The 25,778-nt window shown below is 61.5% G+C and carries 15 protein-coding genes and 6 pseudogenes; 19 read left to right on the forward strand and 2 right to left on the reverse strand.

From position 1 onward, the window contains the following. Positions 1 to 778 precede the first annotated feature (778 nt). The 3 genes from B0G74_RS41560 (at position 779) to B0G74_RS41570 (ending at position 3,150) form a co-directional block, all read left to right on the forward strand. Positions 779 to 970: a DUF2964 family protein gene (locus B0G74_RS41560; protein WP_132383159.1), complete on the forward strand. Its 192-nt coding sequence runs from the start codon at positions 779 to 781 to the stop codon at positions 968 to 970. Between the two features lie 139 nt (positions 971 to 1,109). Continuing rightward, entirely contained in the window at positions 1,110 to 1,697 is a 588-nt protein-coding gene (locus tag B0G74_RS41565; protein WP_132383161.1) for a YSC84-related protein, read from the forward strand. A 349-nt stretch (positions 1,698 to 2,046) separates the two neighbouring features. Continuing rightward, on the forward strand, positions 2,047 to 3,150 hold the full coding sequence (locus tag B0G74_RS41570; RefSeq protein WP_132383163.1) for an AI-2E family transporter: 1,104 nt from the start codon (positions 2,047 to 2,049) through the stop codon (positions 3,148 to 3,150). Positions 3,151 to 3,253: 103 nt separating this feature from the next. On the opposite strand, the gene B0G74_RS41575 is transcribed toward B0G74_RS41570, so the two are convergent. Continuing rightward, positions 3,254 to 4,255, reverse strand: a complete 1,002-nt coding sequence (locus B0G74_RS41575; protein WP_132383165.1) for an AraC family transcriptional regulator — start codon at positions 4,253 to 4,255, stop codon at positions 3,254 to 3,256. 254 nt (positions 4,256 to 4,509) lie between these two features. Between B0G74_RS41575 and B0G74_RS41580 the strand changes: the two genes are divergently transcribed. From B0G74_RS41580 to B0G74_RS41620, 9 genes are all read left to right on the forward strand, one after another. Continuing rightward, entirely contained in the window at positions 4,510 to 5,565 is a 1,056-nt protein-coding gene (locus B0G74_RS41580) for a 3-keto-5-aminohexanoate cleavage protein (RefSeq protein ID WP_132383167.1), read from the forward strand. A 155-nt stretch (positions 5,566 to 5,720) separates the two neighbouring features. After that, on the forward strand, positions 5,721 to 7,040 hold the full coding sequence (locus tag B0G74_RS41585) for an MFS transporter (RefSeq protein ID WP_132383169.1): 1,320 nt from the start codon (positions 5,721 to 5,723) through the stop codon (positions 7,038 to 7,040). 113 nt (positions 7,041 to 7,153) lie between these two features. Next, positions 7,154 to 8,134 (forward strand): quinone oxidoreductase, encoded by a 981-nt coding sequence (locus B0G74_RS41590; RefSeq protein WP_132383171.1) that lies wholly within the window; start codon positions 7,154 to 7,156, stop codon positions 8,132 to 8,134. A 10-nt stretch (positions 8,135 to 8,144) separates the two neighbouring features. Further along, complete coding sequence (locus B0G74_RS41595; RefSeq protein ID WP_132383173.1) at positions 8,145 to 8,993, forward strand: TauD/TfdA family dioxygenase; 849 nt, start codon at positions 8,145 to 8,147, stop codon at positions 8,991 to 8,993. A gap of 7 nt (positions 8,994 to 9,000) precedes the next feature. Further along, positions 9,001 to 9,561: an alpha/beta hydrolase gene (locus B0G74_RS41600; protein ID WP_132383175.1), complete on the forward strand. Its 561-nt coding sequence runs from the start codon at positions 9,001 to 9,003 to the stop codon at positions 9,559 to 9,561. Positions 9,562 to 9,747: 186 nt separating this feature from the next. Further along, positions 9,748 to 10,104 carry a Rieske 2Fe-2S domain-containing protein gene (locus B0G74_RS41605; RefSeq protein WP_132383177.1) on the forward strand — a complete coding sequence of 119 codons (357 nt, stop codon included), beginning with the start codon at positions 9,748 to 9,750 and terminating at the stop codon, positions 10,102 to 10,104. A 41-nt stretch (positions 10,105 to 10,145) separates the two neighbouring features. Next, positions 10,146 to 11,822, forward strand: a complete 1,677-nt coding sequence (locus tag B0G74_RS41610; protein WP_132383179.1) for a 3-(methylthio)propionyl-CoA ligase — start codon at positions 10,146 to 10,148, stop codon at positions 11,820 to 11,822. Between the two features lie 44 nt (positions 11,823 to 11,866). Then, the gene (locus B0G74_RS41615; protein WP_132383181.1) at positions 11,867 to 13,012 is read left to right on the forward strand and encodes a porin; all 1,146 of its coding nucleotides are present in this window, start codon (positions 11,867 to 11,869) and stop codon (positions 13,010 to 13,012) included. Between the two features lie 30 nt (positions 13,013 to 13,042). Next, the gene (locus B0G74_RS41620) at positions 13,043 to 13,411 is read left to right on the forward strand and encodes a BON domain-containing protein (RefSeq protein WP_132383183.1); all 369 of its coding nucleotides are present in this window, start codon (positions 13,043 to 13,045) and stop codon (positions 13,409 to 13,411) included. A 173-nt stretch (positions 13,412 to 13,584) separates the two neighbouring features. On the opposite strand, the pseudogene B0G74_RS47230 reads toward B0G74_RS41620, so the two are convergent. Next, positions 13,585 to 13,916, reverse strand: a pseudogene (locus tag B0G74_RS47230) (IS3 family transposase); the annotation flags it as partial. Positions 13,917 to 14,050: 134 nt separating this feature from the next. Between B0G74_RS47230 and B0G74_RS41625 the strand changes: the two are divergent. The 7 genes and pseudogenes from B0G74_RS41625 to glgX all read left to right on the forward strand — a co-directional run bounded on the left by B0G74_RS41625 (position 14,051) and on the right by glgX (position 25,346). Continuing rightward, on the forward strand, positions 14,051 to 14,263 hold the full coding sequence (locus tag B0G74_RS41625; RefSeq protein ID WP_132383185.1) for a DUF2964 family protein: 213 nt from the start codon (positions 14,051 to 14,053) through the stop codon (positions 14,261 to 14,263). Positions 14,264 to 14,386: 123 nt separating this feature from the next. Further along, positions 14,387 to 14,579 (forward strand): annotated as a pseudogene (locus B0G74_RS46310) (IS6 family transposase); the annotation flags it as partial. Further along, positions 14,530 to 17,160 carry a mechanosensitive ion channel family protein gene (locus B0G74_RS41635; RefSeq protein ID WP_243658552.1) on the forward strand — a complete coding sequence of 877 codons (2,631 nt, stop codon included), beginning with the start codon at positions 14,530 to 14,532 and terminating at the stop codon, positions 17,158 to 17,160. The pseudogene B0G74_RS46310 and the gene B0G74_RS41635, both read left to right, overlap by 50 nt. A gap of 827 nt (positions 17,161 to 17,987) precedes the next feature. Beyond that, a pseudogene (locus B0G74_RS47235) lies at positions 17,988 to 18,271 on the forward strand (arginine deiminase family protein); the annotation flags it as partial. Between the two features lie 59 nt (positions 18,272 to 18,330). Then, positions 18,331 to 20,726, forward strand: a pseudogene (locus B0G74_RS41645) (phosphoketolase family protein). 44 nt (positions 20,727 to 20,770) lie between these two features. Continuing rightward, positions 20,771 to 23,269: pseudogene (locus B0G74_RS41650) on the forward strand (glycogen/starch/alpha-glucan phosphorylase). Positions 23,270 to 23,333: 64 nt separating this feature from the next. Then, positions 23,334 to 25,346: pseudogene (glgX, locus tag B0G74_RS41655) on the forward strand (glycogen debranching protein GlgX). Positions 25,347 to 25,778: the final 432 nt, after the last annotated feature.

The following is a 25,778-nucleotide window of genomic DNA, read 5'->3' on the forward strand; positions in this document are numbered from 1 at the left end:
TCTTCCCGCCGCGGGGCAATTCAATGAAACGGGTGCGACTGCCAAGTCACGAACTCGCCGTCGAAGTCGGCAACTGCTATGCCGAACAAGCAGGAACCTGAGGTGAAGTCGAGCCGCACCCGATGCTTCTTTTCGTCCTGGTAAATCCACCTGCACGGCGTCTCGCCTGAACAGCCGATCCAGACCGCAATCAATGGACTCGTCCTCCATTGCGATGATGCCCAGCGCGCTATTCGTTCATTCGGACTGCCGTTCCCGTGCGTCAGGCGATATCCGGGGGACTTCTTTTTGTCATTTCCCATCGCTCCATTCTCGTAAAGAACTGGAGTATTCGAAAATCCAGGAAGGGGTATGTCTGTGGGACCAAGGTCTTATTGTTTCGTATCGCGAGAGGAATCATTGTAGTGCAGGAGATACAGATTTGAGAGACGGGAATATTTCTCAATCAAGATGGCGACCACGATTCCTTTATCAATGTACCCGCTCGCACATCGGTGTTAATGGGTGAACGGCAGACGAGGGCTACCATGGCATGGCTAGCTGCAACGTTACAGCACTATCGCATCCAGTAGTGCTTTCGCCTGACCGGGTTGTGGTGCGGCCGCACATCAATCGCAACGTGGCGGAACTACTCGCCGGCGACATCACCAGTGCCAGCAAATATCTCGAGAAAAATGGCGAAAACGCTCCACCGCCGACGCTGCACGCACATCCCTCGGGAACGGCGGCGCCCACCAAATGCTGAGGATGGCAAACGATGCAGCCGGGAGAGTTCACTATGGCGCGCGCAGAAAGCAGGATCGTCCTGGCGGTGATTGCTGTATTCGTAGCGCTGGGTGGAATTGCGTCGTCGATCCGAGGCTTGCTTTACGAGAGCCCGGCTCTTGTTCATATCGGGGCGTATGCGATGGTGCTCGGCGTCGCCTGCTTCGTGCTGCTGCTCCGTCCGGGTAAGGGAGCCGGCAAGTAAGGCGAGAGGACCTAGTGTCGGCCCGTACGGCCTGGCGTTGCGCCCGGTTGTCAGAGCGCCAGATCGAACGGGATCGAAGGATGGAGCGGCGAGACTCACGCACCGGGGATTTGCCTCGGAAACACAATGGAGGTCGATGATGAACAGACGGAATTTTGTACTAAAAGTAGCGGCTGTCAGCGCCGCGGCGAGTTTGACGCTCGCGGGCTGCTCCGTGACGCCGGGCAGCGGCAAAAGCCCTGAAACCGATGCATCGAAGCGCCAGGCGATCGACGCGAGTGTTGACGGTACGTTGAGCCGGCTTTTCGCGACGATCAAGGGCTCGCGCGAACTCGCATCGAAAGCCCAAGGCATCCTTGTGTTCCCGGATGTGAAGAAAGCGGCCTTCATTGCCGGGGCAGAGTATGGCGAAGGCGCATTGCGTGTGGGTGGCACGACAGCTGGCTACTACAGCACAGCGGCTGCTTCATTTGGATTCCAGGCCGGTGCCCAGTCGACGGCAGTCATTATCATGTTCATGACGCGGGACGCGCTCGACAAGTTCCGCAATGCGGCTGGGTGGTCGGTTGGCGGCGACGTGGCGGTGTCAATCGTGAAAGTGGGTGCGAACGGCACAATCGACACGACATCGGCCTCCTCGCAGGTCGTGGCTCTCGTGTTGACCAATACCGGGCTGATGGCGGACGCTTCGCTCAACGGCGCCAAGGTGACACGGCTGAATCTGTGAAAGTGAAACGCGGCCTGCCCCAGATACGCCAGCTTGCCTGAACCGTAGTGACGGGCGCGGGGCTGGCGGAGCGCCGCGCGCCGGTGCGGACGACGTTCGGGCGTGCGAATGCGCCGCGGGCCCGGTCGTCGATCAGCCCGCCACGCGGACGTAGCCGGCGGCGCATTTACCCGCACGGAAGCGGTCGCGATATCCGTCACGCCCAGCATGAACAGCTCGCTGGCGATGAATCGACGATCTTTCAGAGAGACGGGTGCAGTGGCATGGTTCTGTTCCGACTACCATGGTTATGGGCGTGCCCTGGATTGTCGCCAGCAGATCATCGAGGCGACCTGCCGGGAGACAAGTTATGTTGCTCACACCGATTACCGAACGGGTGTTGTCCAGGCAATTGCTCGATGTTCTGATCCGTGCCGGACTTATTGCCGTTCTGGCTGTTTTCTGTTTCCGGATCTTCGCCCCGTTCCTCAACCTCATGGTCTGGGCTCTCGTCCTCGCGATCACGCTGTATCCGCTCCAGGTCAGACTCAGGCGTACGCTTGCCAACAAGGACGGTCTGATCGCCACGCTGATCATTCTGGTTGCGTTTGCCGTCATTCTCGTGCCGACCTATATGTTGGGCGTCGCGGTGGCCGACTCGTTGGAGAGTGTGGTGGCCGTCATCAAGAGCGGCAGCTTTCGCATTCCTGCGCCGGCCGATTCGGTTGCCAGTTGGCCGCTGGTGGGGCAGAAGGTGCACGACTTCTGGCAACAGGCCTCGACGGACCTCACCGGTCTCGCGCACCGGTTCGCACCTCAGCTCAAGGAAGCCGGACTTGCATTGCTCGCCACGGTCACCGGCCTGTCGGCGGGACTGCTGATCTTTTTCGTCGCGCTGATCGTCGCGGGGATTCTGATGGCTCACGGCGAGACAGGTCATAAAAGCGCGGCGCAGATCGCTGCGCGCATCTCCGGTCCCGAGACCGGCCCGCAGATCACGGAGCTCTGTACGGCCACGATTCGCGCTGTGGCACAAGGCGTGGTGGGGATCGCGTTTATCCAGATGTTGTTGATTGGCATCGGCTTCGTGATGATGGGCATTCCCGGTGCGGGCCTGCTGGCGCTCGCCGTGCTGCTGATCGGCGTCATGCAGTTGCCGGCCACGCTGATCACGGCGCCTGTGATCGTCTTTGTCATCGTCACCGAGGGTGTCAGTACCACGACGATCATCTTCGCGGTCTACGTGTTCGTCGCGGGACTCGTCGACAACGTGCTCAAGCCATTGCTACTTGGGCGCGGCGTCGCCGTGCCGATGCCTGTCGTGTTGATCGGCGCGCTCGGCGGCATGGTATCGGGCGGCGTCATCGGCCTGTTCATCGGTCCCGTGATGCTTGCGGTCGGGTATCGACTGTTCTGGCGATGGGTGAAAGACCAATCCGGTGCCGAGCAGCCGAAAGAAGAGCGGCAGGCCTGATGCTGCCTGGGCCGATCGGTGTACGTGAGGCACGTGCTGAGTTGGGCATCGAGGTTGCCGGCCGCTAGCCGCGGGTACGACAGAGCGACGGTCGGCGGCGCCATCATTTCAGATGGCTGTTGCGCCAGTTGCGCGGGGTCACGCCGAAGCGTGAATTGAACCAGTACGTGAAGGAGCCCTGCTGTGAATATCCCAGCAACGCCGAAACCCGCCCTATCGGATAGCGCGGGTTGCTCATGTAGCGCACGGCAAGTTCGCCCCGGACCTCGTCCACCAGACTCGAGAAGCTGGTATGCGCCAGTTCGAGCTGGCGCTGCATGGTGCGAACGCTCAGACGCAAATGGCGGGCAACCAGTTCGACCGTGGCCTGCTCAAGGGGCAGCAGCAGGTAGATTGCCTTGCGCACTTCCAGCGCGGTCGAATCGGCACCCGCCACGTTGAGCGAGTCGGCGAGGCTCTCGGCATAGCGCACCAGTTCCGGGTCAGCGGAGGGATTCGGGTAGTCGAGATCGGCGGCCGCACACACGAAACCGTTGAAATCGCTTCCGAACTCCAACGCGCAGCCGAAGAACCGTCGATGAAACGTCAGGTCTGCCGGCCCTTGGTGAACGAAATGGACCGAACGCGGTTTCCAGTGATTGCCGAGCAGGGCGCTGGAGTGGCGCCCGAGCACGCCGACCGCGAGTTCGATCGCCTGTTTCGTCGGAGTGCCCGGTTCGACTACCAGTTCTTCCCGGATGGTGACCGATTCACCGGCGTCCTCGACGTGCATGGCGAGGGCTTCGTTGAGCAGATGCCGGTATTGGGCCGCGGCCAGCAACACCTCGCGAAGCGTGCGCTTATGCGCGAGCAGGACATTGATCACACCAGTACCGAACTTTTGCCGCGTCCCGGCCATCTGCAGCGCGAAAGTCGGGCACGACGCCTTTTCGGCCGTCAGTTCCAGCAGCCGGCACGCGGCTGCTGCCGGAATGCGATCGTCCGGATTCGCAAGCGCCGCAGTATCGATCCCGACCTGCTTCGCCAGCTCGACCGGGTTCAGCCCGACCCGCCGCGTCACATCGAAATAGCCGCTCATGGCTACCGCGCGCAACATCGTTTCCATCGCTATGTCTCCGCTCACCTGTCGCCGGCAGCGTCCCTGTGCCTGTGTCCATGTCTGCTGACTAGATGCCTGCCGCACGTACCGGTGTTAACGCGTAGTGGCATGAATTCCGAAAAGAATGGCGCCGTATCGCAAAAGTGTAGCGCAGGATTGCCGTATCGTGCATCTCAACGGTTCATCATGTTCCGACCAGTTATCAAGCGGCCAGCCGTGTCGCGAGCGTCGGAATACCCGTCACCCTATTGGAGAACACGATGCAATTCCTCGACGATTCGCTGCACCCCGAGAACCAGGACAAGGTTGTGATCACGACCGCTCCGTACGGCCCGGAATGGATGCCGGAGGACTTTCCGGAAGACATTCCGGTGACGATGGAAGAGCAGATCCAGAAGGCCGTCGACTGCTACAACGCCGGCGCCACCGTCCTGCACCTGCACGTGCGCGAACTGGATGGCAAAGGCTCGAAGCGTCTGTCGAAATTCAACGAACTCATCGCCGGCGTGCGAGCGGCTGTGCCGGACATGATCATCCAGGTGGGCGGCTCGATCTCGTTTGCACCGGAAGACGACGGCCAGGCGGCGAAGTGGCTTTCCGACGACACGCGTCACATGCTGGCCGATCTCGACCCGAAGCCCGATCAGGTGACCGTCGCGATCAACACCACGCAGATGAACATCATGGAGCTGCTCTATCCGGAGTACCTGGAAGGCACCTCGTTGTCCAACCCTGCGTTCATGGCCGCTTATAGCGAGATGACGGTTCCCGCCGGCCCGGCATGGGTCGAGGAGCACCTGCGCCGCCTGCAGGCTTCGGGTATCCAGCCGCACTTCCAGCTCACGGGCATCCATGCGCTCGAGACACTCGATCGCCTGGTGCGCAAGGGCATCTACAAGGGGCCGCTGAACCTGACGTGGATCGGTATCGGCGGTGGCTTCGACGGCCCGAACCCGTTCAACTTCTTCAACTTCGTGCACCGCGCGCCGGATGGCTGCACGCTCACGGCCGAGTCGCTGCTCAAGAACGTGTTGCCGTTCAACATGATGGCGATGGCCATGGGCCTGCATCCTCGCTGCGGGATCGAAGACACGATCATCGACGCGCACGGCAACCGGATGACGTCGGTGCAGCAGATCGAACAGTGCGTGCGTGTAGCGCGCGAACTGGGCCGCGAGATCGCCTCCGGCAAGGAAGCGCGCGACATCTACCGCATCGGCGTGCAATACGAAACGGCCGACGAGACACTCGCGGCCAACGGCATGACACCGAATCGCAAGGCAGGCGTGAAGAACCTGCCGCTGCGCGCGGCGTAAGGGATTGGAGCGCGGCAGACGTTTCGCGGATGCCGCGTTTTGGAAGGTAGGGCCCGCCGGCATGCCGGTGAGGGCCGCGCGGTATCCATAAAGGCCGCCTTTGTCCTGCTGGGCAAAGGCGGTCACCAACGAGTTGAACACGAAGGAGACGACTCATGTTCACGCATGCCGAGCCTACGACTGGCAATATTTCGACGGCGCAAAAAGACGTGCGCGCGTATGCATGGGTGGTATTTGTTTTGACGGTCGGGTTGCTGCTCTCCGACTATATGTCGCGACAGGTCCTGAATGCGGTGTTTCCGATGCTCAAGGCCACATGGCACCTGTCCGACACGCGGCTCGGTTCGCTGAGCAGTGTGGTCGCGCTGATGGTCGGCGTGCTCACGTTTCCGCTGTCGGTGCTCGCCGACCGCTGGGGCCGCGTGAAGAGCATTGTCCTGATGGCGGCGATCTGGAGTCTCGCGACGCTCGGCTGCGCGCTTTCGACGAATTATGGCGAGATGCTGCTCGCGCGCGCCTTCGTTGGGATCGGTGAAGCCGCCTATGGCAGTGTCGGCATCGCGGTCGTCCTGAGCATCTTTCCGGCACGGCTGCGCTCCACGCTCACCGCAGCGTTCATGGCCGGCGGCGCTCTCGGTTCAGTGCTGGGCATGGCGCTGGGCGGGGCAGTCGCGGCTCACCTGGGCTGGCGCGCGGCGTTTGGCGCGATGGCGGCCTTGGGGATCATACTGGTCGTCATCTACCGGTTTGCCATCACCGAAGAGCGGCTCGCGCCGCTGCAGCCGGCAAACGCGCGCCGTCAGACACAGGGCGCCGGTATGCGCTTGAGCTTGCGCAGCTTGATGCAGGGGCTCTTTTCGACCAACTCGGTCGTGTGCGCCTACGTCGGCAGCGGCATCCATCTGCTGGTTCCGGCGGCCGTATGGGCGTGGATGCCCAGCTTCCTGAACCGCTACTACGGCATGTCCACTGGCAAGGCGGCCATGAGCGCGTCCGCGTTCGTGCTGGCCACCGCTTTCGGCATGGTGGTGTGCGGAAATCTGACCGACCGGCTCAGCAAGCATGGGCGGGAAAGGAAGTGGAGCGCTGCCGTCGCCTTCTGCCTGCTCTGCTTCGTGCTGCTGATGGTCGGTTTCCGGATGCCGCCGGGTCCGGCGCAACTCATCGTGATCGGCGCCGGCATGTTTTTCTGCGCAGGCGCGACCGGCCCCTCGGGGGCGATGGTTGCGAATCTCACCCCACCGTCGATCCATGCGTCGGCGTTTGCCACCCTGACGTTGGCGAACAATCTGCTGGGGCTGGCACCCGCTGCCATCCTGACGGGCATCGTGGCCGACCGGATCGGGCTCGTCGGCGCGTTGCAACTCGTGCCGTTTGCACCCCTTGTCGCGGCGGTCGCTTTCTACATCGGCAAGCGGACCTATGGCGCCGATGTCGATCGCGTGAATGCCCTGCGTGAACAGGCCGGGGGCTGACCCGACGGTCCTCCGCGAGCTTTAAACCTGGCGGGTGCGCCTGAGAGCAGGACGGGCAGCCCCATCACAGGCCAAATAAATTTGCAGTTCGAGTAAAGGATAGGAGATTCGATATGGCAAAAGCAGTGCGTTTCCATGAAACCGGTGGTCCCGAAGTCTTGCGCTATGAAAACGTTGAAGTGGGCGACCCCGGCCGCGGACAGATCCGCTTGCGCCATGAGGCAGTGGGCCTGAATTTCGCCGACACCTACTTCCGCAGCGGCCTGTACCCCGTGCCGCTCCCTGCGGGCATGGGTGTCGAGGCTGCCGGTGTGGTCGAGGCAATCGGCCCCGACGTGACCAACGTCGCAGTCGGCGATCGCGTGACCTACACGGGCTTTCTCAACACACTCGGCGCGTACAGCACTGAACGCCTCGTCCCGGCGGCGCCGCTCATCAAGCTGCCGGATGCGATCTCCTGCGAAACGGCTGCCGGCATGACGATGCGAGGTCTGACCTCGTCGTACCTGATGCGCCGCATTCACGATTTCAAGGCGGGCGACACCATCCTGCTGCATGCCGCCGCCGGTGGTGTCGGCCTGATTGTGTCGCAGTGGGCGAAGCTGCTGGGTCTCACCGTGATCGGCACGGTTTCGAATGAGGCCAAGGGCGAGATGGCCCGTGCGCATGGCTGCGACCACATCGTCTACTACGGACGGGAGGACGTCGCGAAGCGCGTGCGCGAACTGACCAACGGCGTCGGCGTGAACGTCGTGTTCGACAGCGTCGGCAAGGATACCTTCGAGGCGTCGCTCGATTCGCTCAGGCGCCGTGGCCTGATGGTCTGCGTCGGCACGGCGTCGGGGCCAATCCCGCCGTTCAATCCCCAGCTTCTGGCGATGAAGGGCTCGCTCTACCTGACGCGCCCCGCGCTGGCGGACTACATCGCCGACCCCGCGGAAAAGGACGAACTCGCCGGCGAACTCTTCGGGCATGTCGCCGCAGGCCGCATCAAGATCGAACTCAACCAGCGTTACGCGCTGGAGGACGCGGCGCAGGCCCACCGCGATCTTGAATCGCGCAAGACGACTGGCTCGTCAGTCTTCGTCATCTGAGGAGAACACCATGCGAGTCGAACAATTGACATGCGCCATCGGCGCCGAACTGGTCGGCGTGAATCTTGCCGACGCCGTCGACGATGACGGCCTGTTCGCGGAGATCCGTGCGGCGCTGCTCGAACACCGGGTGCTGTTTCTGCGCGACCAGGACATCTCGCGCGCCGAGCATCTTGCGTTTGCGCGCCGTTTCGGCGAGCTGGAGGACCATCCCGTCGCCGGCAGCGACCCGGAGCATCCGGGCCTCGTACGCATCTACAAGAACCCGGATCAGCCTAACGACCGGTATGAAAACGCGTGGCATGCGGATGCCACCTGGCGCGAGGCGCCGCAGTTCGGCGCTGTCCTGCGCTGCGTGGAGTGCCCGCCCGTCGGCGGCGACACGATGTGGGCAAACATGGTGCTCGCCTACGAGAACTTGCCGGACCACATCAAGGCCCAGATTGCAGATCTGCGCGCCCGCCACAGCATCGAGGCGAGCTTTGGTGCCGCGATGCCGATCGAAAAACGTCTCGCTCTTAAGGCGCAATTTCCGGATGCGGAGCATCCAGTTGTGCGCACGCACCCGGAGACCGGTGAGGAGGTGTTGTTCGTGAGCGCCTTCACCACCCATTTCACCAATTACCACACGCCGGCGCGCGTGCGCTTCGGGCAGGACGCCAATCCGGGCGCGGGTGACCTGCTGCGCTATCTCATCAGCCAGGCGTACATCCCCGAGTACCAGGTCCGCTGGCGCTGGAAACCCAACAGCATCGCGATCTGGGATAACCGCAGCACACAGCACTATGCCGTGATGGATTACCCGCCGTGTCACCGCAAGATGGAGCGCGCCGGAATCGTTGGTGACCGGCCGTACTGATCGCATCATGACTCTCGATATGACACCAACCATCCTGATGGTGCCGGGCTTGCGCGACCACGTCGCGGAGCATTGGCAAACACTGCTGGAGCGGATGCTGCCCAAGGCCGCCTCAGTGCCGCCGCTCGAGCGCGACAAGCTCAGTTGCGCGGCGCGCGTCGCAGCGCTCGATGCCGCGCTCGCGAAAATCCATGGCCCGGTGATCCTCGTCGCGCATAGCGCGGGCGTGATGATCACGGCGCACTGGGCCCAGCAACACAGCCGCAGGATTCACGGCGCGCTGCTCGCCGCTCCTGCCGACCTGGAGACGCCGCTGCCGGCGGGCTATCCGGCCATCGATGAACTGGCCCAGAACGGCTGGCATCCGGTTCCACGCAAGCCGCTGCCGTTCCCGAGCATCGTCGGCGCGAGCCGCAACGATCCGCTCGCGCAGTTCGAACGTGTCGCGACGATGGCGAAAAACTGGGGCAGTCGTCTCGTCGACCTCGGCGAAGTCGGTCACCTGAATCCGGCTGCAGGGTTTGGTGAATGGGCGATGGCGCAGACACTGATCAATGAGCTTGTCTGATCAGAACCGGACCTGCACAGCCAGATCGGGACGCGAGCGAGCGGGCCTTCCTGGTGAGCGAAACCTTCTTCGACTTCATCTGCCCGCGGTGCCTTATCGGCAAGCGCAATCCGGATGAGGCCGTGTCCCGCTCGCAGCGATGCTGGCAGTCATGGTGTTTGCAGTCCAAAGCTAAAGGAACAGGGAATGTCACGTCAGATACCGGTTGGAGTGGTCGATGAACTCGCGCCAGGCCAGCGCAAACTGGCCTTCGCCGATGGCCGCGGCATTGTCCTGTTCAACATCGACGGCACGATCCACGCCATCGACAACGCATGTCCCCACAACGGGGCGTCGATCGCAAGCGGTCAGCTCGACGGGGGCGTGCTGCGCTGCCCGGCGCACGGTCTGCGCTTCGACGTGCGCACCGGCTGCATGCCGGGCGTAGGCGGGTTGAGCCTGACGACTTTCCCGGTTCGGGCCGTCGACGGGAAGCTGGTCGTGAGTCTCGAGGACCCGGTCGCCGGTCCCGCGCCGGCACCGGTGGGCAATTCGGCGCCGTGATCCGGGCCGTGCGGGAACATACAGCTATTTAGGGGAACAGAATGCAAGGTTTGATGATGCAGCAACCGCTGCTGGTTGCTTCGCTGCTCATGCACGCGGAACGCCATCACGGCGACCAGGAGATCGTGTCACGACGGGTCGAAGGCGACATTCACCGGTATCGGTACCGGGATTTTGCGCAACGCGCGCGCCGCATGGCAAATGCCCTCGCGAGCCTCGGCATCGAGCCGGGCGAGCGGGTAGGGACGCTCGCGTGGAACGGCTACCGGCACATGGAGCTTTATTTCGCCGTATCCGGGGCGGGGTCCGTGTTGCATACGCTCAACCCCCGGCTCCACGTCGACCAGCTCGCGTACATCATCGAACATGCGGAAGATCGCGTTGTGTTCTTTGACCTGACGTTTCTGCCGCTGATCGAGAGCGTCGCGCCGCGGGTCAAGAGTCCGAAGGTCTTCGTTGCCATGACCGATCGCGCGCACATGCCGCGAGACCATGAGCTGCCGGCGAGGCTGCTGTGCTACGAGGATCTCGTCAACGGTCAAAGCGACGTTTTCGACTGGCCTCTGCTGGACGAAAACAGCGCGTCATCGCTGTGCTACACGTCCGGGACGACCGGCAATCCGAAGGGGGTGCTATACAGCCATCGCTCGACCCTGCTGCACACCTACGCGGCGGCGCTGCCGGATGCGCTGAACTGTTCGGCGCGCGACTCGATCCTCCCGGTCGTGCCGATGTTCCATGTCAACGCGTGGGGACTGCCGTATATCGCCTGCATGGTGGGTGCGAAGCTGGTGTTTCCAGGGCCGGCGCTGGACGGCCAATCGCTCCATGAACTGATCGAGGACGAACAGGTCACGCTCTCGGCCGGCGTGCCGACAGTCTGGCAGGGACTGCTTGCGCATGTCGACGCGATCAAGGGTTCGTTCTCGTCGATGAAGCGCACGATTATCGGCGGCGCTCCCTGCCCGACAGCGATGACGGCGGCGTTCCAGGAGCGCCATCACGTCGACGTCGTGCACGCATGGGGTATGACGGAATTGAGCCCGGTTGGCACCGTCTGCAGTTTCAAGGCACATCAGGTGTCTCTGCCCGCGGCGCAACGCTACGCGCTTCAGGCGAAGCAGGGGCGCCCGGTGTTCGGCATCGACATGAAAATCGTCGACCTGCAAGGCAACGCGTTGCCGTGGGACGACACCGCGACTGGCGACCTTCTCGTGCGCGGTCATTGGGTCACGCGGGAGTATTTCGGCAGTGACGACACACCGGCGCTGCGCGACGGCTGGTTCCCGACCGGTGACGTCGCCAGGATCGATCCCGACGGCTTCATGCAGATTACGGATCGCAGCAAGGACGTCATCAAGTCCGGCGGCGAATGGATCAGTTCGACCGACATCGAAAACGTCGCGTACCTGCACCCCGAAGTCACGACGGCGGTATGCATCGCCGCGCGGCATCCGAAGTGGGACGAGCGGCCGCTGCTGCTGATCGTGAGGAAGCCGGGCAGCACGCTCGCCGCGGACGAACTGCTCACGTTCTTTGACGATCGGGTTGCGAAGTGGTGGAAGCCGGACGCCGTGTTGTTCGTCGACTCGGTTCCGCTCGGTGCCACGGGCAAGGTGCTCAAGAACCGCCTGCGGGATCAGTTCGGCGACTACTACCTGCCGGCCTCAGATACCGACTTGGCAACAACACAGTTTCATTCGAACAACAAGTCATAAATTGCCGGGTCTACCCGGCGCGCCCCACACTCGGAGGAGACGCAATGAAATTAAAATCGTATAGCTCGGCAGTGCTGCTAGTGTTTTCCGCAGCGGCCCATTCCCAGTCGTCGGTTACGCTCTATGGCGTACTCGATACGGGACTTCTGTATCAGAGCACCTCGGCCGCAACCTTTCTGCCGAACGCGCGTAACCTGGGGCATGTCTATCAGCTCAAGGACGGCGGAATCTATTCCAGCTTCTGGGGCCTGAAGGGAAGCGAGGACATCGGCGCCGGCTACAAGATCACGTTCAAGCTGCAAGGCACGTTCAACACCACGAACGGCAAGTTCGGGCTGTCCGATACGCCGGGCACGACCGCGATCTTCAACCAGTTTGCGACAATCGGCGCGACCGGGCCGTTTGGCACGTTCGACGCCGGCCGCCAGATCATCCCGATGATCTACGCCATGGCGGAAACCGATGTACGCGGCGCGCAGTATTTCGGCAGTATTCTGACCGCGTGGCTGGGTGTCAATCAGGCAGCCGGCTGGCCCGGCACCAGCACGAACGCTCCAATCGGCGCCCTCTATGACAGCAACGCGCTGGTCTACAATTCGCCGAAATTCTATGGTGCGTCGCTTGCGCTCGAGTACGCGCCGGGTGGCGTCGCGGGACAGTTCCAGGGCGGCACGCGTGAGTCGGCTGTACTCAAGTATTCGAATTACGGTCTGAACCTGTCCGCTGTGTATTACAACGGACATGACACCAATCCGTTTCCGCAGAACTTTCCGGCGGCTCCGGCTGTGCCTGCGACAGGCGAGAGCAACAACCGTTTCTATTATTTCGGTGCGATGTATACGATCAGCGGGTTTTCATTATCCGCCTCGTACGCCATCGGCAAAAACCCCGCGAAGAGCAATACCGTCGACTTCGAAATGGCGTCGGGCGGCCTCGGCTACCAGTTCAATCCGCGCTTCAAGATCACGTCCGGCTACTACTACCTGAAGGACCGGAACAATTCAGCGAATCACTCGAGCGAATTCGCAGTGGGTGCCGAATACAACCTGTCCCAAAGGACCAAGGCGTACGCGCAAGTCGGCTATGTCGACAACAAGGGGACGATGAACCAGACGATCATCTATGGGAATCCGGTTGCGCCGGGTGTCTCCACCACTGCGGCCATGGTCGGCATTCGCCATAGCTTCTGATCCCGTCACCCTCATGAACCGGAGTAATTTATGAAAGCAATCACACTCGCGCTGGTGGCCGCCGCATTCGTTGCGGTATCCACGACGGCGTGGTCCCAGACCGGTGAAGCAGCCAGTGCGCAAGGTGCGTCCGCGACGGCGGCATCGGGCTCCGTGGCTCCCGCGGGCAGGAAAGCGGACCATGCCCTGCGCCGCAGGATTTATGCCGCCTTCGGCAAGGACAAGGAGATCAGCGCCGGAGACATCAGTGTCATCGCGAAAGACGGCGCGGTGACGCTGAATGGCACGGTCACCGAAGCTGCCCAGATCGGCAAAGCCGAGGCGATCGCGAGGGGCGTTTCCGGAGTGACGTCGGTGACCAACAAGCTGACGGTGAGGAAGCCGCTTGGCGGCATGTAAGCTGCAATAGCCAGGCATGGAGTACGGCGAGGCCGAAGACAACTGGCCTCGCCGGGTTCCACCCATATAGGGCGACACCCGATCAGGCGGTTTCGCGCAGCCCTGGTCTCCTTGCGAGATGATCGTATTTGCCAGGACTTCGTCCGAGAGGCGCTGCGCCACTGAAAGCGTGGATCCTTGATCTGCCGAGCTTTGATCCAGCCATGCAGGAACTGAACTGGCGGTACGAAGCCGAGTGACAAATGACGTCGACTGCGCTAATAAAACACTCGCGTGTATTCGAACTGGTCCGCAGCGACTTCCTGATGGGTGCGATAGTGCGTTAGCAGGCACCCGTTCGTTCTTTAGGCTGTTAAAGAAGGTCTTCATCAGTACATTTCCAACAATTACCCTTGCCGCTCATCGAGCAGCGCATCCGCTGGAAGTCGAGGCTAGCAAATTGGGTGCCTCCGTCCGAACGATACCGCGCGCCGGGTTGAGGCCGAAGCTGAAACCTCCAGCAGATTGCAGCTTGTGTTTCGAGTCCGTCACGACACGATAACGACGCTTGTGGCCCGGGTCGCAGGACAAAGGCAGGCAAAGGCCGCAATAGCGAACTAATATGTTTTGGGAAACCGGTCGCAAATGTTGGAGGTCCCGATGAAGAAATCTGAAAGACGGGTTGCGATTGCATTAGTGGGCATCGCCATCTGGCTCAGTGGTCTCTATTTCGCCATTACCGGACTGGTCTATGACCGCAGCATGGAATACCGGTACGGCGCGCTCGCCATTTTCGTTGGCGTGGCGATCGCGGTCATTGCGCTGAACCTGATTTCGATTCCCGGCTTGCCGCGCAAGAAAAAGCAGACCTAGCAATAGCAGCGTGCTCACTGCTCACCGGAAGCCGGCGCAGGTGTGGTTTCGTTTTTCTTTTTCGTCTGATCGCGCGTATCGCTCTTCGCTTCACGCGTCTTTCTGCGCTGCCCGCCGCGTGTCAACTTCGTCGAGCAAGACCATCGGGCGATCAAGCGGCGCACCCGACCCATGCTGGAGTTCAACACTTTTCGCTGCGCCCGGATTCTTCCTGGCGGCATCGAAGTGATGCATACGATCGCCAAAAGAACAGATGAAGTGCGCTCGTGGAACCCATCCGTCCACCGCGGATCAATTCTACGAACTGGCAATATAAGCAGTGCTTCCCATATCGATCACCTTTCGGCTGCGAGCCTTACTGCAACAACACCCCGAGCGGGCATCGGTTTATGGTGATGTATGCTTTAACCGCACGAAGCGCAGTTCGGGTGCGCCAAGGCTTTCGTAATAGCGTTAGCCCGGGGCGATCCAGCTCTCACAGAGGTGACCTCTCGGAAGGGATCTCCATGACCCCCTCTATGCAGTGTGAATCCAGTCATGCCATGGTCTCCGCCAGACTGCCGGCGCACGCTGGATTATATGAAGGCGTGTGGTGTGCCGTTGGGTGCGCCTGCTTATGGCTGGCCGTGACCAGCTTCCTCGTTCTGTCGACGGCGGTTATCAATCCCGCGGCAGCCGCGTTGCCCGCCGGGTTGCAAAACATCCTCAACAATGTGACGGGTGGCACCGCGCCGCCAGCTTCCGCAGCGCAGGCTGCATCGGCACCAACGCCCGCGAGTCAGGCCGAACTGGCGCGCTCACTGGACAGCCTGATCGACACGCTCGAGAGCGATCCACAACGCAAAGCGCTGGTAGCCCATCTGAAGGGGCTTCGTGAAGGTACCCAAAGTGCCGCACCCGCTGCGCCGGCATCGTCCGGACAAGGCAAAAGCGATATGCTCGGCGCGATTGCGTCAGGCATTGCGTCGGTCGAAACGGATTTGAGCGAAGGCCGCACGCCCTTGCATTACTGGGCGGCCCGTTCGAGCGCGGCGGCCGACGATCTTTCGACTATTCTCAGCGGCGGAAGCGGGGAGTCGTTCGGCCACGTCCTGCTTGGCATGATCGCGACGTTTGTGGGTTGGGGCGCGTGCGCTGGCCTGTTGATCTATCTGCGGCGGCGCATCAGTGCGCGTTATGGCTGGAAGCTCGCGCTGGAACCGGGTCCAACTTCGTTCGAACTCTTGAGTTTTGCATTTTGGCGGACGGCGCCATGGATCGCCGCATTCGTGGCGGTGGCGCTGTTCATGCGGGGAATGCCTGACGCGCTCGGCGGCACGCTGGGGCTTGTGATCGTCTATGCCATAGTCGCGGGTTCGATCTTCTCGGCGATCTGCCTGATTGTGTTCTCGGCGTTCAACACGGCACACCGGCGTGTCGCAGTTCATCAACTGCTCGCGCAAAGCCGCTGGCCGCTTTTCGCTATCGGTGCATGTGGTGCGCTCGGTGACGCGATGGCCAATCCAGACGTCACAAACCTGCTCGGTTTGAATCTCGCCGGGCTCGTATCGGCATCCGCAAATGTGGCTGCAGCCCTGCTGATCGGTTATTTCGCACTCGCTTACCGGCGGCCCGTCACGCATCTGATACGCAATCGCCCGTATGCGCAACGGCGTGATCACAAACTCGCCACGGAAGCGCTCGATATCCTGGCATCGCTGTGGAACATCCCAGTCCTTTTAATCGCGATCGCATCGGTTTTTACGATCGTTGATGCGCGCGGTTCGGAAGAGAACGTACTACAACCGTCGCTTCTCAGTGCGCTGTTACTCGTGCTCACGCTGTTCGTGTCGGCGCTGCTGATGCACGTGACGCGTCGAAGGGACACGCGCGCCCAGCGCCGCGCCCCGCACCTGATGCGACTCTTGCGCTTCGTGAGCACGCTGCTCGTCCTTCTGATGTGGCTCGCGTACATTCAATTCGAGCTGGACCTGTGGAGCGGACCGATCGCGCGAATGATCAAGCACAGTGCGATGACACCCAGTTTCAAGCACGCGCTGATTACAGTCATAGCGACGGTCTTTGGCGCCTGGTTCATCTGGATACTGTGCGACACCGCGATTCTCAACGCGCTGGGCCCGAGCAGTTCGCGGAACAAGGCTCTCGATCCCGGCATGCGCGCACGCACGATGTTGCCGCTGGTGCGCAACGCTGTTTTCGTGGCGGTTGCGACCCTCGCGGCCATCGTCGCCGCCGCCACCCTGGGCGTCAATCTTACGCCTCTCCTTGCGGGCGCAGGCGTGATCGGTCTTGCAGTCGGCTTCGGTGCGAAGACGCTCGTCACCGACCTGATCACGGGGCTCTTCATCATTGTCGAGGAGACGATCTCGGTCGGTGACTGGATTGAGATTGACGGCAGCCACGCCGGCATCGTCATGGACCTGACGATTCGCACGGTCCGGTTACGTGACGGACAAGGCGCGGTTCACACCATTCCCTTCTCGCAGATAAAAATCGTTAAAAACCTGTCGCGTGACTTCGCCAATGCGGTGTTCGAGGTACGAGTGCCGTTCTCGCTTGACCTTGATGAAGTCACACGCATGATCGTGGAAGTGGGCGAAGACCTGCAGGGAAACTTTCGCCTGCGCAACGAAATACTTGCGCCCGTCGAAGTGTGGGGGCTTGAGCGTTTCGAGGCTAACTGGATGGTTGTGAAAGGGCAGATCAAGACCCGGCCGATGCAGCAGTGGGGCGTGGTGCGCGCTTTTAATGCGCGGCTCAAACGAAAGATGGACGAGGCGGGTATTGAGATTCCGGTGCCGCATATGCGGGTTCACACCGCGCCGAGCGGACCCAGAGCATGGTCACAGCCTGACGATGGTGGCCAGGACGAGAGGGAAGGGCAGCGCCGCGGTTGAAGCGGTAACTGGTGCCGCGGGTGCCATACCCCAACGCAAGTGCATCGACGGCATAACCCCAATCTGCTCGCATGCATGAATTCGTTTCTCTCCGATGCCAGCACGGATCCGGTTGCTTTGCACCGATTTGTCGGACGATGTCGTAGGATCGAGCGGCCGGAACGTGTGCCGGGAAGCTCGTCATGCCCCCGACCGGCAGCAGGGCAAAGCATTGCCGCCCATCGGGGACATCAAACTCACTCCGTCGGCATAGCGGCCATGCTCCTTCCAGTACTCCGTCATCCTGGCGGATGACGGGCGCACGCGCCGCACCCCCATAACAGGCTCGAAACCGACCTTGATCAGCGCGAAGCTTACAGGAGAAATCTTGTCCGCCGTGTGACAGAAGGAAGGCATACCGTCGCCTCTGCGGTCGCCGGCCCATCACCGAAGCGGAACGTTCTGCCGAGTCGATTACGAACTGATCTGAACTGAAACACACATCAGCCAGCGTTATCGATCGGCCAATAAACCCAAAGTCCTATTGTGGCAAAGCGTCAGCAAAGCTATTTTTTGTTTGTACCATGCTGCGTCGCGCGTTTGTCGATCTGCCGATCGTAACCGTAGTCACTTTGTTTACCGGGGTCAGCATGCCATTGCGCTCGGCTCCGAGTCGCATCCGGTGCGACTCCTACGCTCTGGGCTCCGCTAGTCATCGCCACCGGCGTGATTCCACGGGCGGCATTCACGTACGCAAAGAAAACTGCCATCCGGTTTGTAGAACGGAGAGTTGTTGCCGCCCCCTGAAACCTGCAAGAGATTTGTCACACTCGCAATTCAGGGCAAGCATGGTGAGCATGGAGACATTCAACCTCGGAGTTCACTCCGAGGCCGGCAAGCTGCACAAGGTGATGGTCTGTGCTTTGTGACAAAGATGCGCTAACACGGCGTTGAAGTCGTCGAGATGCACCATCTGCTTACCGAGGCAGTCAAAAACCCCGAGGCACGAACGTGGATCCGCGAACGTAAGATCCGCCCGAACACGACCGGTGTGGGCCTTGCCGGCGAAGTACGGAGTTGGCTCGATAACCTTGAACCGCGCCGGCTCGCAGAATTCCTGATTGGTGGCGTGGTTGTGGAAGAGGTTCCGGATTCAGAACACGGCAATGCGCAAAGACAGGAGACATCGATATGGGTACACATCCTACGACGGCTGCTTCGGAGCAGACTGGGCCTGGCAGCGATGAACTTCGGCTGATCGATACGTGGTGGCGCGCATGCAACTACCTCTCGGTCGGTATGATCTATCTAATGGACAATCCGCTACTGCGCGAGCCGCTCAAGGCGGAGCACGTCAAGCCGCGGCTCCTCGGGCATTGGGGCGCGAGTCCAGCGCTTTCGTTCGTTTGGGCGCATCTGAACCGCGTGATCAAACGCGACGATCTGGACGTGATCTTCATGGCGGGTCCCGGACACGGAGCTCCCGGCGTACTCGGCCCCGCTTATCTGGAAGGCACCTACTCGGAGGTGTATCCGGACAAAAGCGAAGACGCAGAGGGGATGCAGAAGTTCTTCAAGCAGTTCTCGTTTCCAGGTCACATCGGCTCGCACGTCACGCCCGAAACCCCTGGCTCGATCCACGAAGGCGGCGAACTTGGCTATAGCCTGTCGCATGCGTACGGAGCCGCGTTCGATAACCCCGAGCTCATCGTGGCCTGCGTCGTTGGGGATGGCGAAGCGGAGACGGGACCGCTTGCCACGGCCTGGCATTCGAACAAGTTCGTCAATCCGGCGCGGGACGGCACCGTATTGCCGATTCTTAACCTGAATGGTTACAAGATCGCTAACCCCACCGTGCTTTCACGCATCAGCCACGAAGAGCTGGAAGCGCTGTTCGTGGGCTATGGCTACAAGCCGTATTTCGTCGAAGGTTCGGACCATGCCGAGATGCATCAAAAGATGGCGGACACGCTCGATACGGTCGTCGCCGAGATTTGCGCGATCCATGATAAGGCGCGCGCTGGCGGCGAAGTCGAGCGGCCGCGCTGGCCGATGATCGTGTTGCGTACGCCCAAAGGGTGGACGGGACCGAAGACGATCAAAGGACACAAGGTGGAGGGCTCGTGGCGTTCGCATCAGGTGCCGTTCTCCGACGTGCGCGGCAATCCCGCGAATCTCGAGCTTCTGGATAGTTGGCTGCGCAGCTACAAGCCCGAAGAACTGTTCGATGCCGACGGACGACTGCTTCCCGAACTGAAAGCCCTCGCGCCCGAAGGACGACGTCGCATCAGCGCCAATCCGCATACCAACGGCGGAATACTGCGCCGTGAATTGAAGTTGCCCGATTTCCGCGCGTATGCGGTAGACGTGACACAGGCGGGCAAGGTGCTGCAAGAGAATACCCGGCCGCTCGGGGAATTCCTGCGCGACACGATGCGCGAAAACATGAACACCTTCCGCGTGTTTGGCCCCGACGAAACGGCGTCCAACCGCCTTCAGTCGATCTACGAGGTCAGCAAGAAGATCTGGATGGCCGATCTCCTGCTGGAAGACGAGGACGGCGGGAACTGGCGCGCGACGGCCGGGTGATGGAGATGCTGTCTGAGCATACGTTGATGGGCTGGCTCGAAGGCTATCTGCTTTCCGGGCGGCACGGTTTTTTTCACACGTATGAGGCATTCGCGCACGTGGTGGACTCGATGTTCAACCAGCATGCGAAATGGCTGGACATCAGCAAGAATCACGTGCCGTGGCGTGCGTCGGTATCGTCGGAGAACATTCTGCTGTCGTCGACTGTTTGGCGGCAGGATCACAACGGTTTTTCGCATCAGGACCCGGGGTTCATCGATCTCGTAACCAACAAGAGCCCGTCCGTCACGCGCGTCTACCTTCCACCGGACGCGAATACGCTGCTTGCCGTGGCCGACGGGTGTCTGCGCTCGACCGACTGCATCAACGTCATCGTCGCGGACAAGCAGAAGCACCTGCAATTCACGACCATCGACGAGGCAATAGTGCATTGCGCGAAAGGCTTGGGCGTCTGGCGGCGCGCAAGCAACGACGGAGGTGAGGAACCGGATGTTGTCATGGCCGCGTGCGGCGACGTTGCCACCCAGGAGGCGCTGGCGGCCACGGCCATCCTGCGCGAACGGCTGCCGGAGCTGAAGCTGCGCTTCGTGAACGTCGTCGACCTCTTCAGGATGCAGCCCGCGAGCGAGCATCCGCATGGCTCGACCGAGCGCGAGTTCGACAGCCTCTTCACCGTCAACAAGCCGGTGATCTTCAACTTCCACGGCTACCCGTGGCTGATCCACAAACTGGCCTATCGCTTTCGCAATCACGAGCATCTGCATGTACGCGGCTACAAGGAGAAGGGCAACATCAACACCCCGCTCGAACTCGCGATTCTCAATCAGGTCGACCGCTTCAATCTGGTGATCGACGTACTCGACCGTGTGCCGCGATTGCAGGGCAGGACAGCGCATTTGAGGGAAGACATGAAGGACGCGATCATCAGCAACCTGGACTACGCGCACACGCATGGCATCGATCGCGCGGAGATCACCGATTGGGTATGGCCCGAGTGAACGCCAGCCCCGATTGCCAGCCCCGATAACCGCAGGGAACGATTATGGCTGCCGACCCGACCACCACCGCTATCCGCAGCTCCGCGCGAACGGGGCTGGATGCCGACGCGCTGAAGCGCGGCGTACTCGACAATCTCATCTGCCTGCAGGCCCGTCCGCCGGGCATCGCTACCCCGCATGACTGGTACATGGCCCTTGCCTACAGTGTGCGTGATCGCATGCTGGCGCGCTGGGCCGCGACGTTCCAGACCTATGCCGAACGCGACTTGAGGGTGACTTGCTACTTCTCCGCAGAGTTCCTGATCGGACCGCAACTCGGCAACAACCTCGTCAATCTGGGTATCGAGGCCAATGCGCGTGCCGCCATGCAGGCGCTCGGCCAGGACCTCGACGCGCTGCTCGCGATCGAGGAAGAGCCGGGACTCGGCAACGGCGGGCTCGGACGACTTGCCGCCTGCTATCTGGACTCGCTGGCGACGCTCGAAATACCGTCCGTGGGCTACGGCATACGCTATGAGTTTGGCATCTTCGATCAGGAGATCCGCGACGGCTGGCAGGTGGAAGTTACCGACAAGTGGTTGCAGAAGGGCAACCCGTGGGAGATCGTGCGCCCGAACGTGGCTTACTACGTTGCGTTCGGCGGACATACGCAAAGCGAGACCGATCCGCAGGGCCGCCTGCGCGTGCAATGGATTCCGGCGCACATGGTCAAGGGCGTGGCCTGCGATACGCCGATGCTGGGGTTCCGGGTCAATACCTGCAATACGCTGCGCCTGTGGAAGAGCGAAGCCGTCGAGTCCTTCGATCTGCAGGACTTCAACGCTGGCGATTATTACCAGGCCGTGCAGGAGAAGGTGATATCCGAAACGCTGTCCAAGGTACTTTACCCCAACGACGAGCCCGAAGCCGGCAAGCGGCTCCGTCTCGCGCAGCAGTACTTCTTCGTCTCCTGCTCGCTGCAGGACATGCTGCGCCTGCTCGATCTCAAGGGCGAACCCGTTGGGCGCTTCGCGGACATGTTTGCGGCGCAACTGAACGATACCCATCCTTCAATCGCCGTTGCGGAACTGATGCGCCTGCTCGTGGACGTGCGATTGCTGCCTTGGGACGAGGCGTGGAGCATCACCCGGCGCACGCTCGCTTATACGAACCATACGCTGCTGCCTGAAGCACTCGAGACTTGGGGGCTGCCGCTCTTTCGCGGCCTGCTGCCGCGCCCGCTCGAAATCATCTACGAGATCAACCGCCGCTTTCTCGACGAGATCCGGCAACGTTATCCCGGCGACGACGCACGCCTCGCGCGGATGTCGATGATCGACGAGGCAGGCGAGAAAAAAGTGCGCATGGCGCATCTGGCGACTGTCGGGTGTTGTGCCGTGAACGGCGTGGCGGCGCTGCATTCCGCGTTGCTCAAGCAGACCGTGATGCGCGACTTCGCGCAACTGTGGCCCGAGCGCTTTCATAACGTGACCAATGGCGTCACGCCGCGTCGCTTCATGCTGCTCAGCAACCCGGGATTGGCGCGGCTTTTGGACAAGACGGTGGGGGAGGGATGGGTGACCGACCTCACGCGGCTTCGGGCTCTCGAAGCGCATGCCGACGACGCGGCCTTCCAGGACGAGTGGCGCGGAGTCAAGCGTGCGAACAAGGAGGCTCTGGCGCAACACATGCGGAGCGCGGTTGGTGTCGTCGTGGACCCTACCGCGTTGTTCGACATTCAGGTCAAGCGCATTCACGAGTACAAGCGTCAGCACCTGAATGCGCTATACGTCGTTACGCTGTATCAGCGCTTGCGTCGCGACCCGCAACGGGCTGCCGCGCCCCGCTGTTTCGTGTTCGGCGGAAAAGCGGGCGCCGGGGTATGCAATGGCCAAGCTGATCATTCGACTGATCAACGGTGTGGCTGAAGTCGTGAACAATGATCCTGCGATGGATGGCAGGCTGAAGGTCGTGTTCTTCCCGGACTTCAACGTGAAAAACGCACACTTTATCTATCCGGCCGCGGACTTGTCCGAGCAGATCTCCACCGCCGGCAAGGAAGCATCAGGCACCGGTAACATGAAATTCATGATGAACGGCGCACTGACCATCGGGACACTCGACGGCCGCGAACGTCGAGATCCGGGAGGAAGTGGGGCGACCAGAATTTTTTCCTTTTTGGCCTGACCGCAGACCAGGTGGAGCAGATCCATCGCGAGGGCTATCGTCCGGCGGATTGCGTGAATGCGAACGAGGAACTGCGTGAAGCACTGGATCTGATCGCGGATGGGCACTTCTCGCGTGGAGACCGCAACATGTTCCGCCCGTTGATCGACAATCTGCGGCAAACCGATCCGTTCCTCGTGTTGGCGGACTATGCGGCCTACGTGGCGTGCCAGGAGGAGGTGAGCGCCGCCTGGCAGGATGCGCGACGCTGGACCCGTATGTCGATACTCAACACCGCGCGGGCGGGCAAGTTCTCCTCCGACCGCGCGATACGCGAATATTGCGAACAGATCTGGAAGATTCACCCGGTGAGCGTCGATCTTGACCAGCGACCCTGAAACCGGCCCGGCCCGAGTTTATCCGGTTCATCCCGGATCCCGTTTCCCCCCGGGCGCAACGGTTGTGCCCGGGGGGGTCAACTTTTGCGTTTTCAGCCGCCACGCAACGCGGGTCGAACTTCTGCTCTATGCGGCCCCGAGCAGTCGCGAGCCGTTCCAGATCGTCCCGCTCGTGCCCGAGCGTAATCGAACCTTCTTCTACTGGCATGTGCTCGTGGAAAACCTGCCGCTGCACACCTGTTACACATGGCGCGCGGATGGACCGCGGGACACGCAGCATACCGGCCGCGCGTTCGATCCGAGCAAGGAACTGCTTGATCCTTTTGCCCGTGCCGTGTCAGCTGATCTATGGACACGGCGCCCTGCTGGCGATACGGCCGACGCCGGGCATGCAACACACCGCGCGATCGTGACGGAGCCGATGCTCGCGTCCGGCAGCCGAGCATCGCGCGGACTGGACGACGCGATTATCTACGAGTTACACGTCGGCGGTTTCACCCGCCATCCTTCGAGCGGTGTAGCGCATCCCGGAACGTTCGCCGGTTTAATCGAAAAAATTCCGTACCTGAAGCAGCTCGGCGTCACCCACGTCGAACTGCTGCCGGTCATGGCCTTCGATGAGCAGGACGTACCGCAAGCCGCAGCCGTGCGCGGGCTTTGCAACTATTGGGGCTACAGCACGCACAGCTACTACAGCCCGCATCCCCGATACTGCATCGATACCAGCCGTGCTCCGCAGGAATTCCGGGCGCTGACCGACGCGTTGCATGCCGCGGGCATCTTCGTGCTGCTCGATGTCGTTTTCAACCATACGGCGGAAGGCGATGCTTCAGGGCCGGTGATTAACTTCAAGGGCCTGGCGAACGACATCTTTTACCATCTCGACGGGAGCGACCGGCGCCGCTACCGCGATTACACGGGCTGCGGAAATACGGTCAATTGCAACCATCCTGTGGTAACCGCATTCATTGTGCATTGCCTCGAATACTGGGTGGAGGAGCTGGGCGTCGACGGATTCCGCTTCGACCTGGCAAGCGTATTCGCGCGCGACCAGCGAGGCGAGCTGATGGCCGACCCGCCGATCCCCTGGGCTATCGAGTCTTCGCGAGTGCTTTCGCGCGTGCCGCTGATCGCCGAAGCATGGGATGCTGCCGGTCTTTATCACGTCGGCGCTTTCCCTGGCATGGCCTGGGCCGAGTGGAACGGCCGCTACCGGGATGTGATTCGCCAATTCGTGCGCGGCGATCGCGGCCTCGTCGGCAAAGTTGCCAGCTGCATCGCGGGAAGTTCGGACCTCTATGCGGACGACGGCAGGCTCCCCAGCAACAGCATCAATTTCGTCACTTGCCACGACGGCTTCACGCTAAACGATCTGGTGAGTTACGAGGTAAAGCACAACGAAGCCAACGGCGAAGAGAATCGCGACGGCAGCGATGCAAATATCTCGTGGAACTGCGGCACCGAAGGCGAGACCCGACGACCCTGAAGTGCTCCGCTTTCGACTCCGCCAGGCGCGGAACCTGATTGCCATCCTGTTCTTGAGCCGGGGCGTACCGATGCTACTCCGCCGGCGACGAGGTACTGCGCAGCCAGCGTGGCAACAATAACTGCTATTGCCAGGACAACGCACTTGGCTGGTTCGACTGGACACCGTCAGATGCCGGTATGGACATGTCCCGCTTCGTGCGTGAGTTGATTGCGTTGCGCAAACGGCACGCGAGTCTGCACCGTGCGCGCTTTTTCACCGGGCGTCCCGCAAGCGGGCAGACGCACCCCGACGTGGCCTGGCACGGCGAGCGCCTGCATGAGCCGCATGGCACGACCCGGAATCCTGTCTTCTCGCTTTCACGCTTGCCGGGCAAACTTCCGACGAGCCGCTGCTGCACGTGGTGTTCAACATGGACCAAGTGGAGCGCCTCGTCGCGCTTCCTGACCTCGACGAGCGGGGCTGGCGGCGCGTCGTCGATACGGCAGCCGTCCACCGCACGACATCGTCCCGCTTGCCGAAGAGGTCAGGGCGGAAAGCCAAGCATGTCATGTGCAAGCGCGCAGTGTGGTGGTTTTCGAAGAGAGGTGAACGGACCTACGGAGCGACGTGACGGCATGAATGACCATCGCGACCCCGGTCGCCGCCGATGATTGGATGCCGGGTAGAACGGCGGCTGGGCGAACCTCTGCAATCCGGCGATTCGGCGGCAAGGGGCTGATTCTTCAGGCTGTTCGGAAACTCGGGCGATGATCGGCTTACCGGCGGACGCGTGTCTGGATGCGTGTTTTCCCTTGATAGTGCAAACGGCTTTGTTAGAAGCGGAATGTTGGCTATCTTTAAGTCACGATCTGTCAGGCCGAACAGTAGAGGCAATTCATGAAAGCATGCAACGTCGTGAATGCGCTCGTCCTCGCGGCATGCGTGATGCCGACGTCGAACGCCTATGCGCAAGCCAGCAACGCCATGCCGACGGCGTCGAGTTCGGCTACAAGTTCAGGCAAGGCGACGCCATCGGACAAG

It is taken from the genome of Paraburkholderia sp. BL9I2N2, assembly GCF_004339745.1.
Taxonomy (GTDB): domain Bacteria; phylum Pseudomonadota; class Gammaproteobacteria; order Burkholderiales; family Burkholderiaceae; genus Paraburkholderia.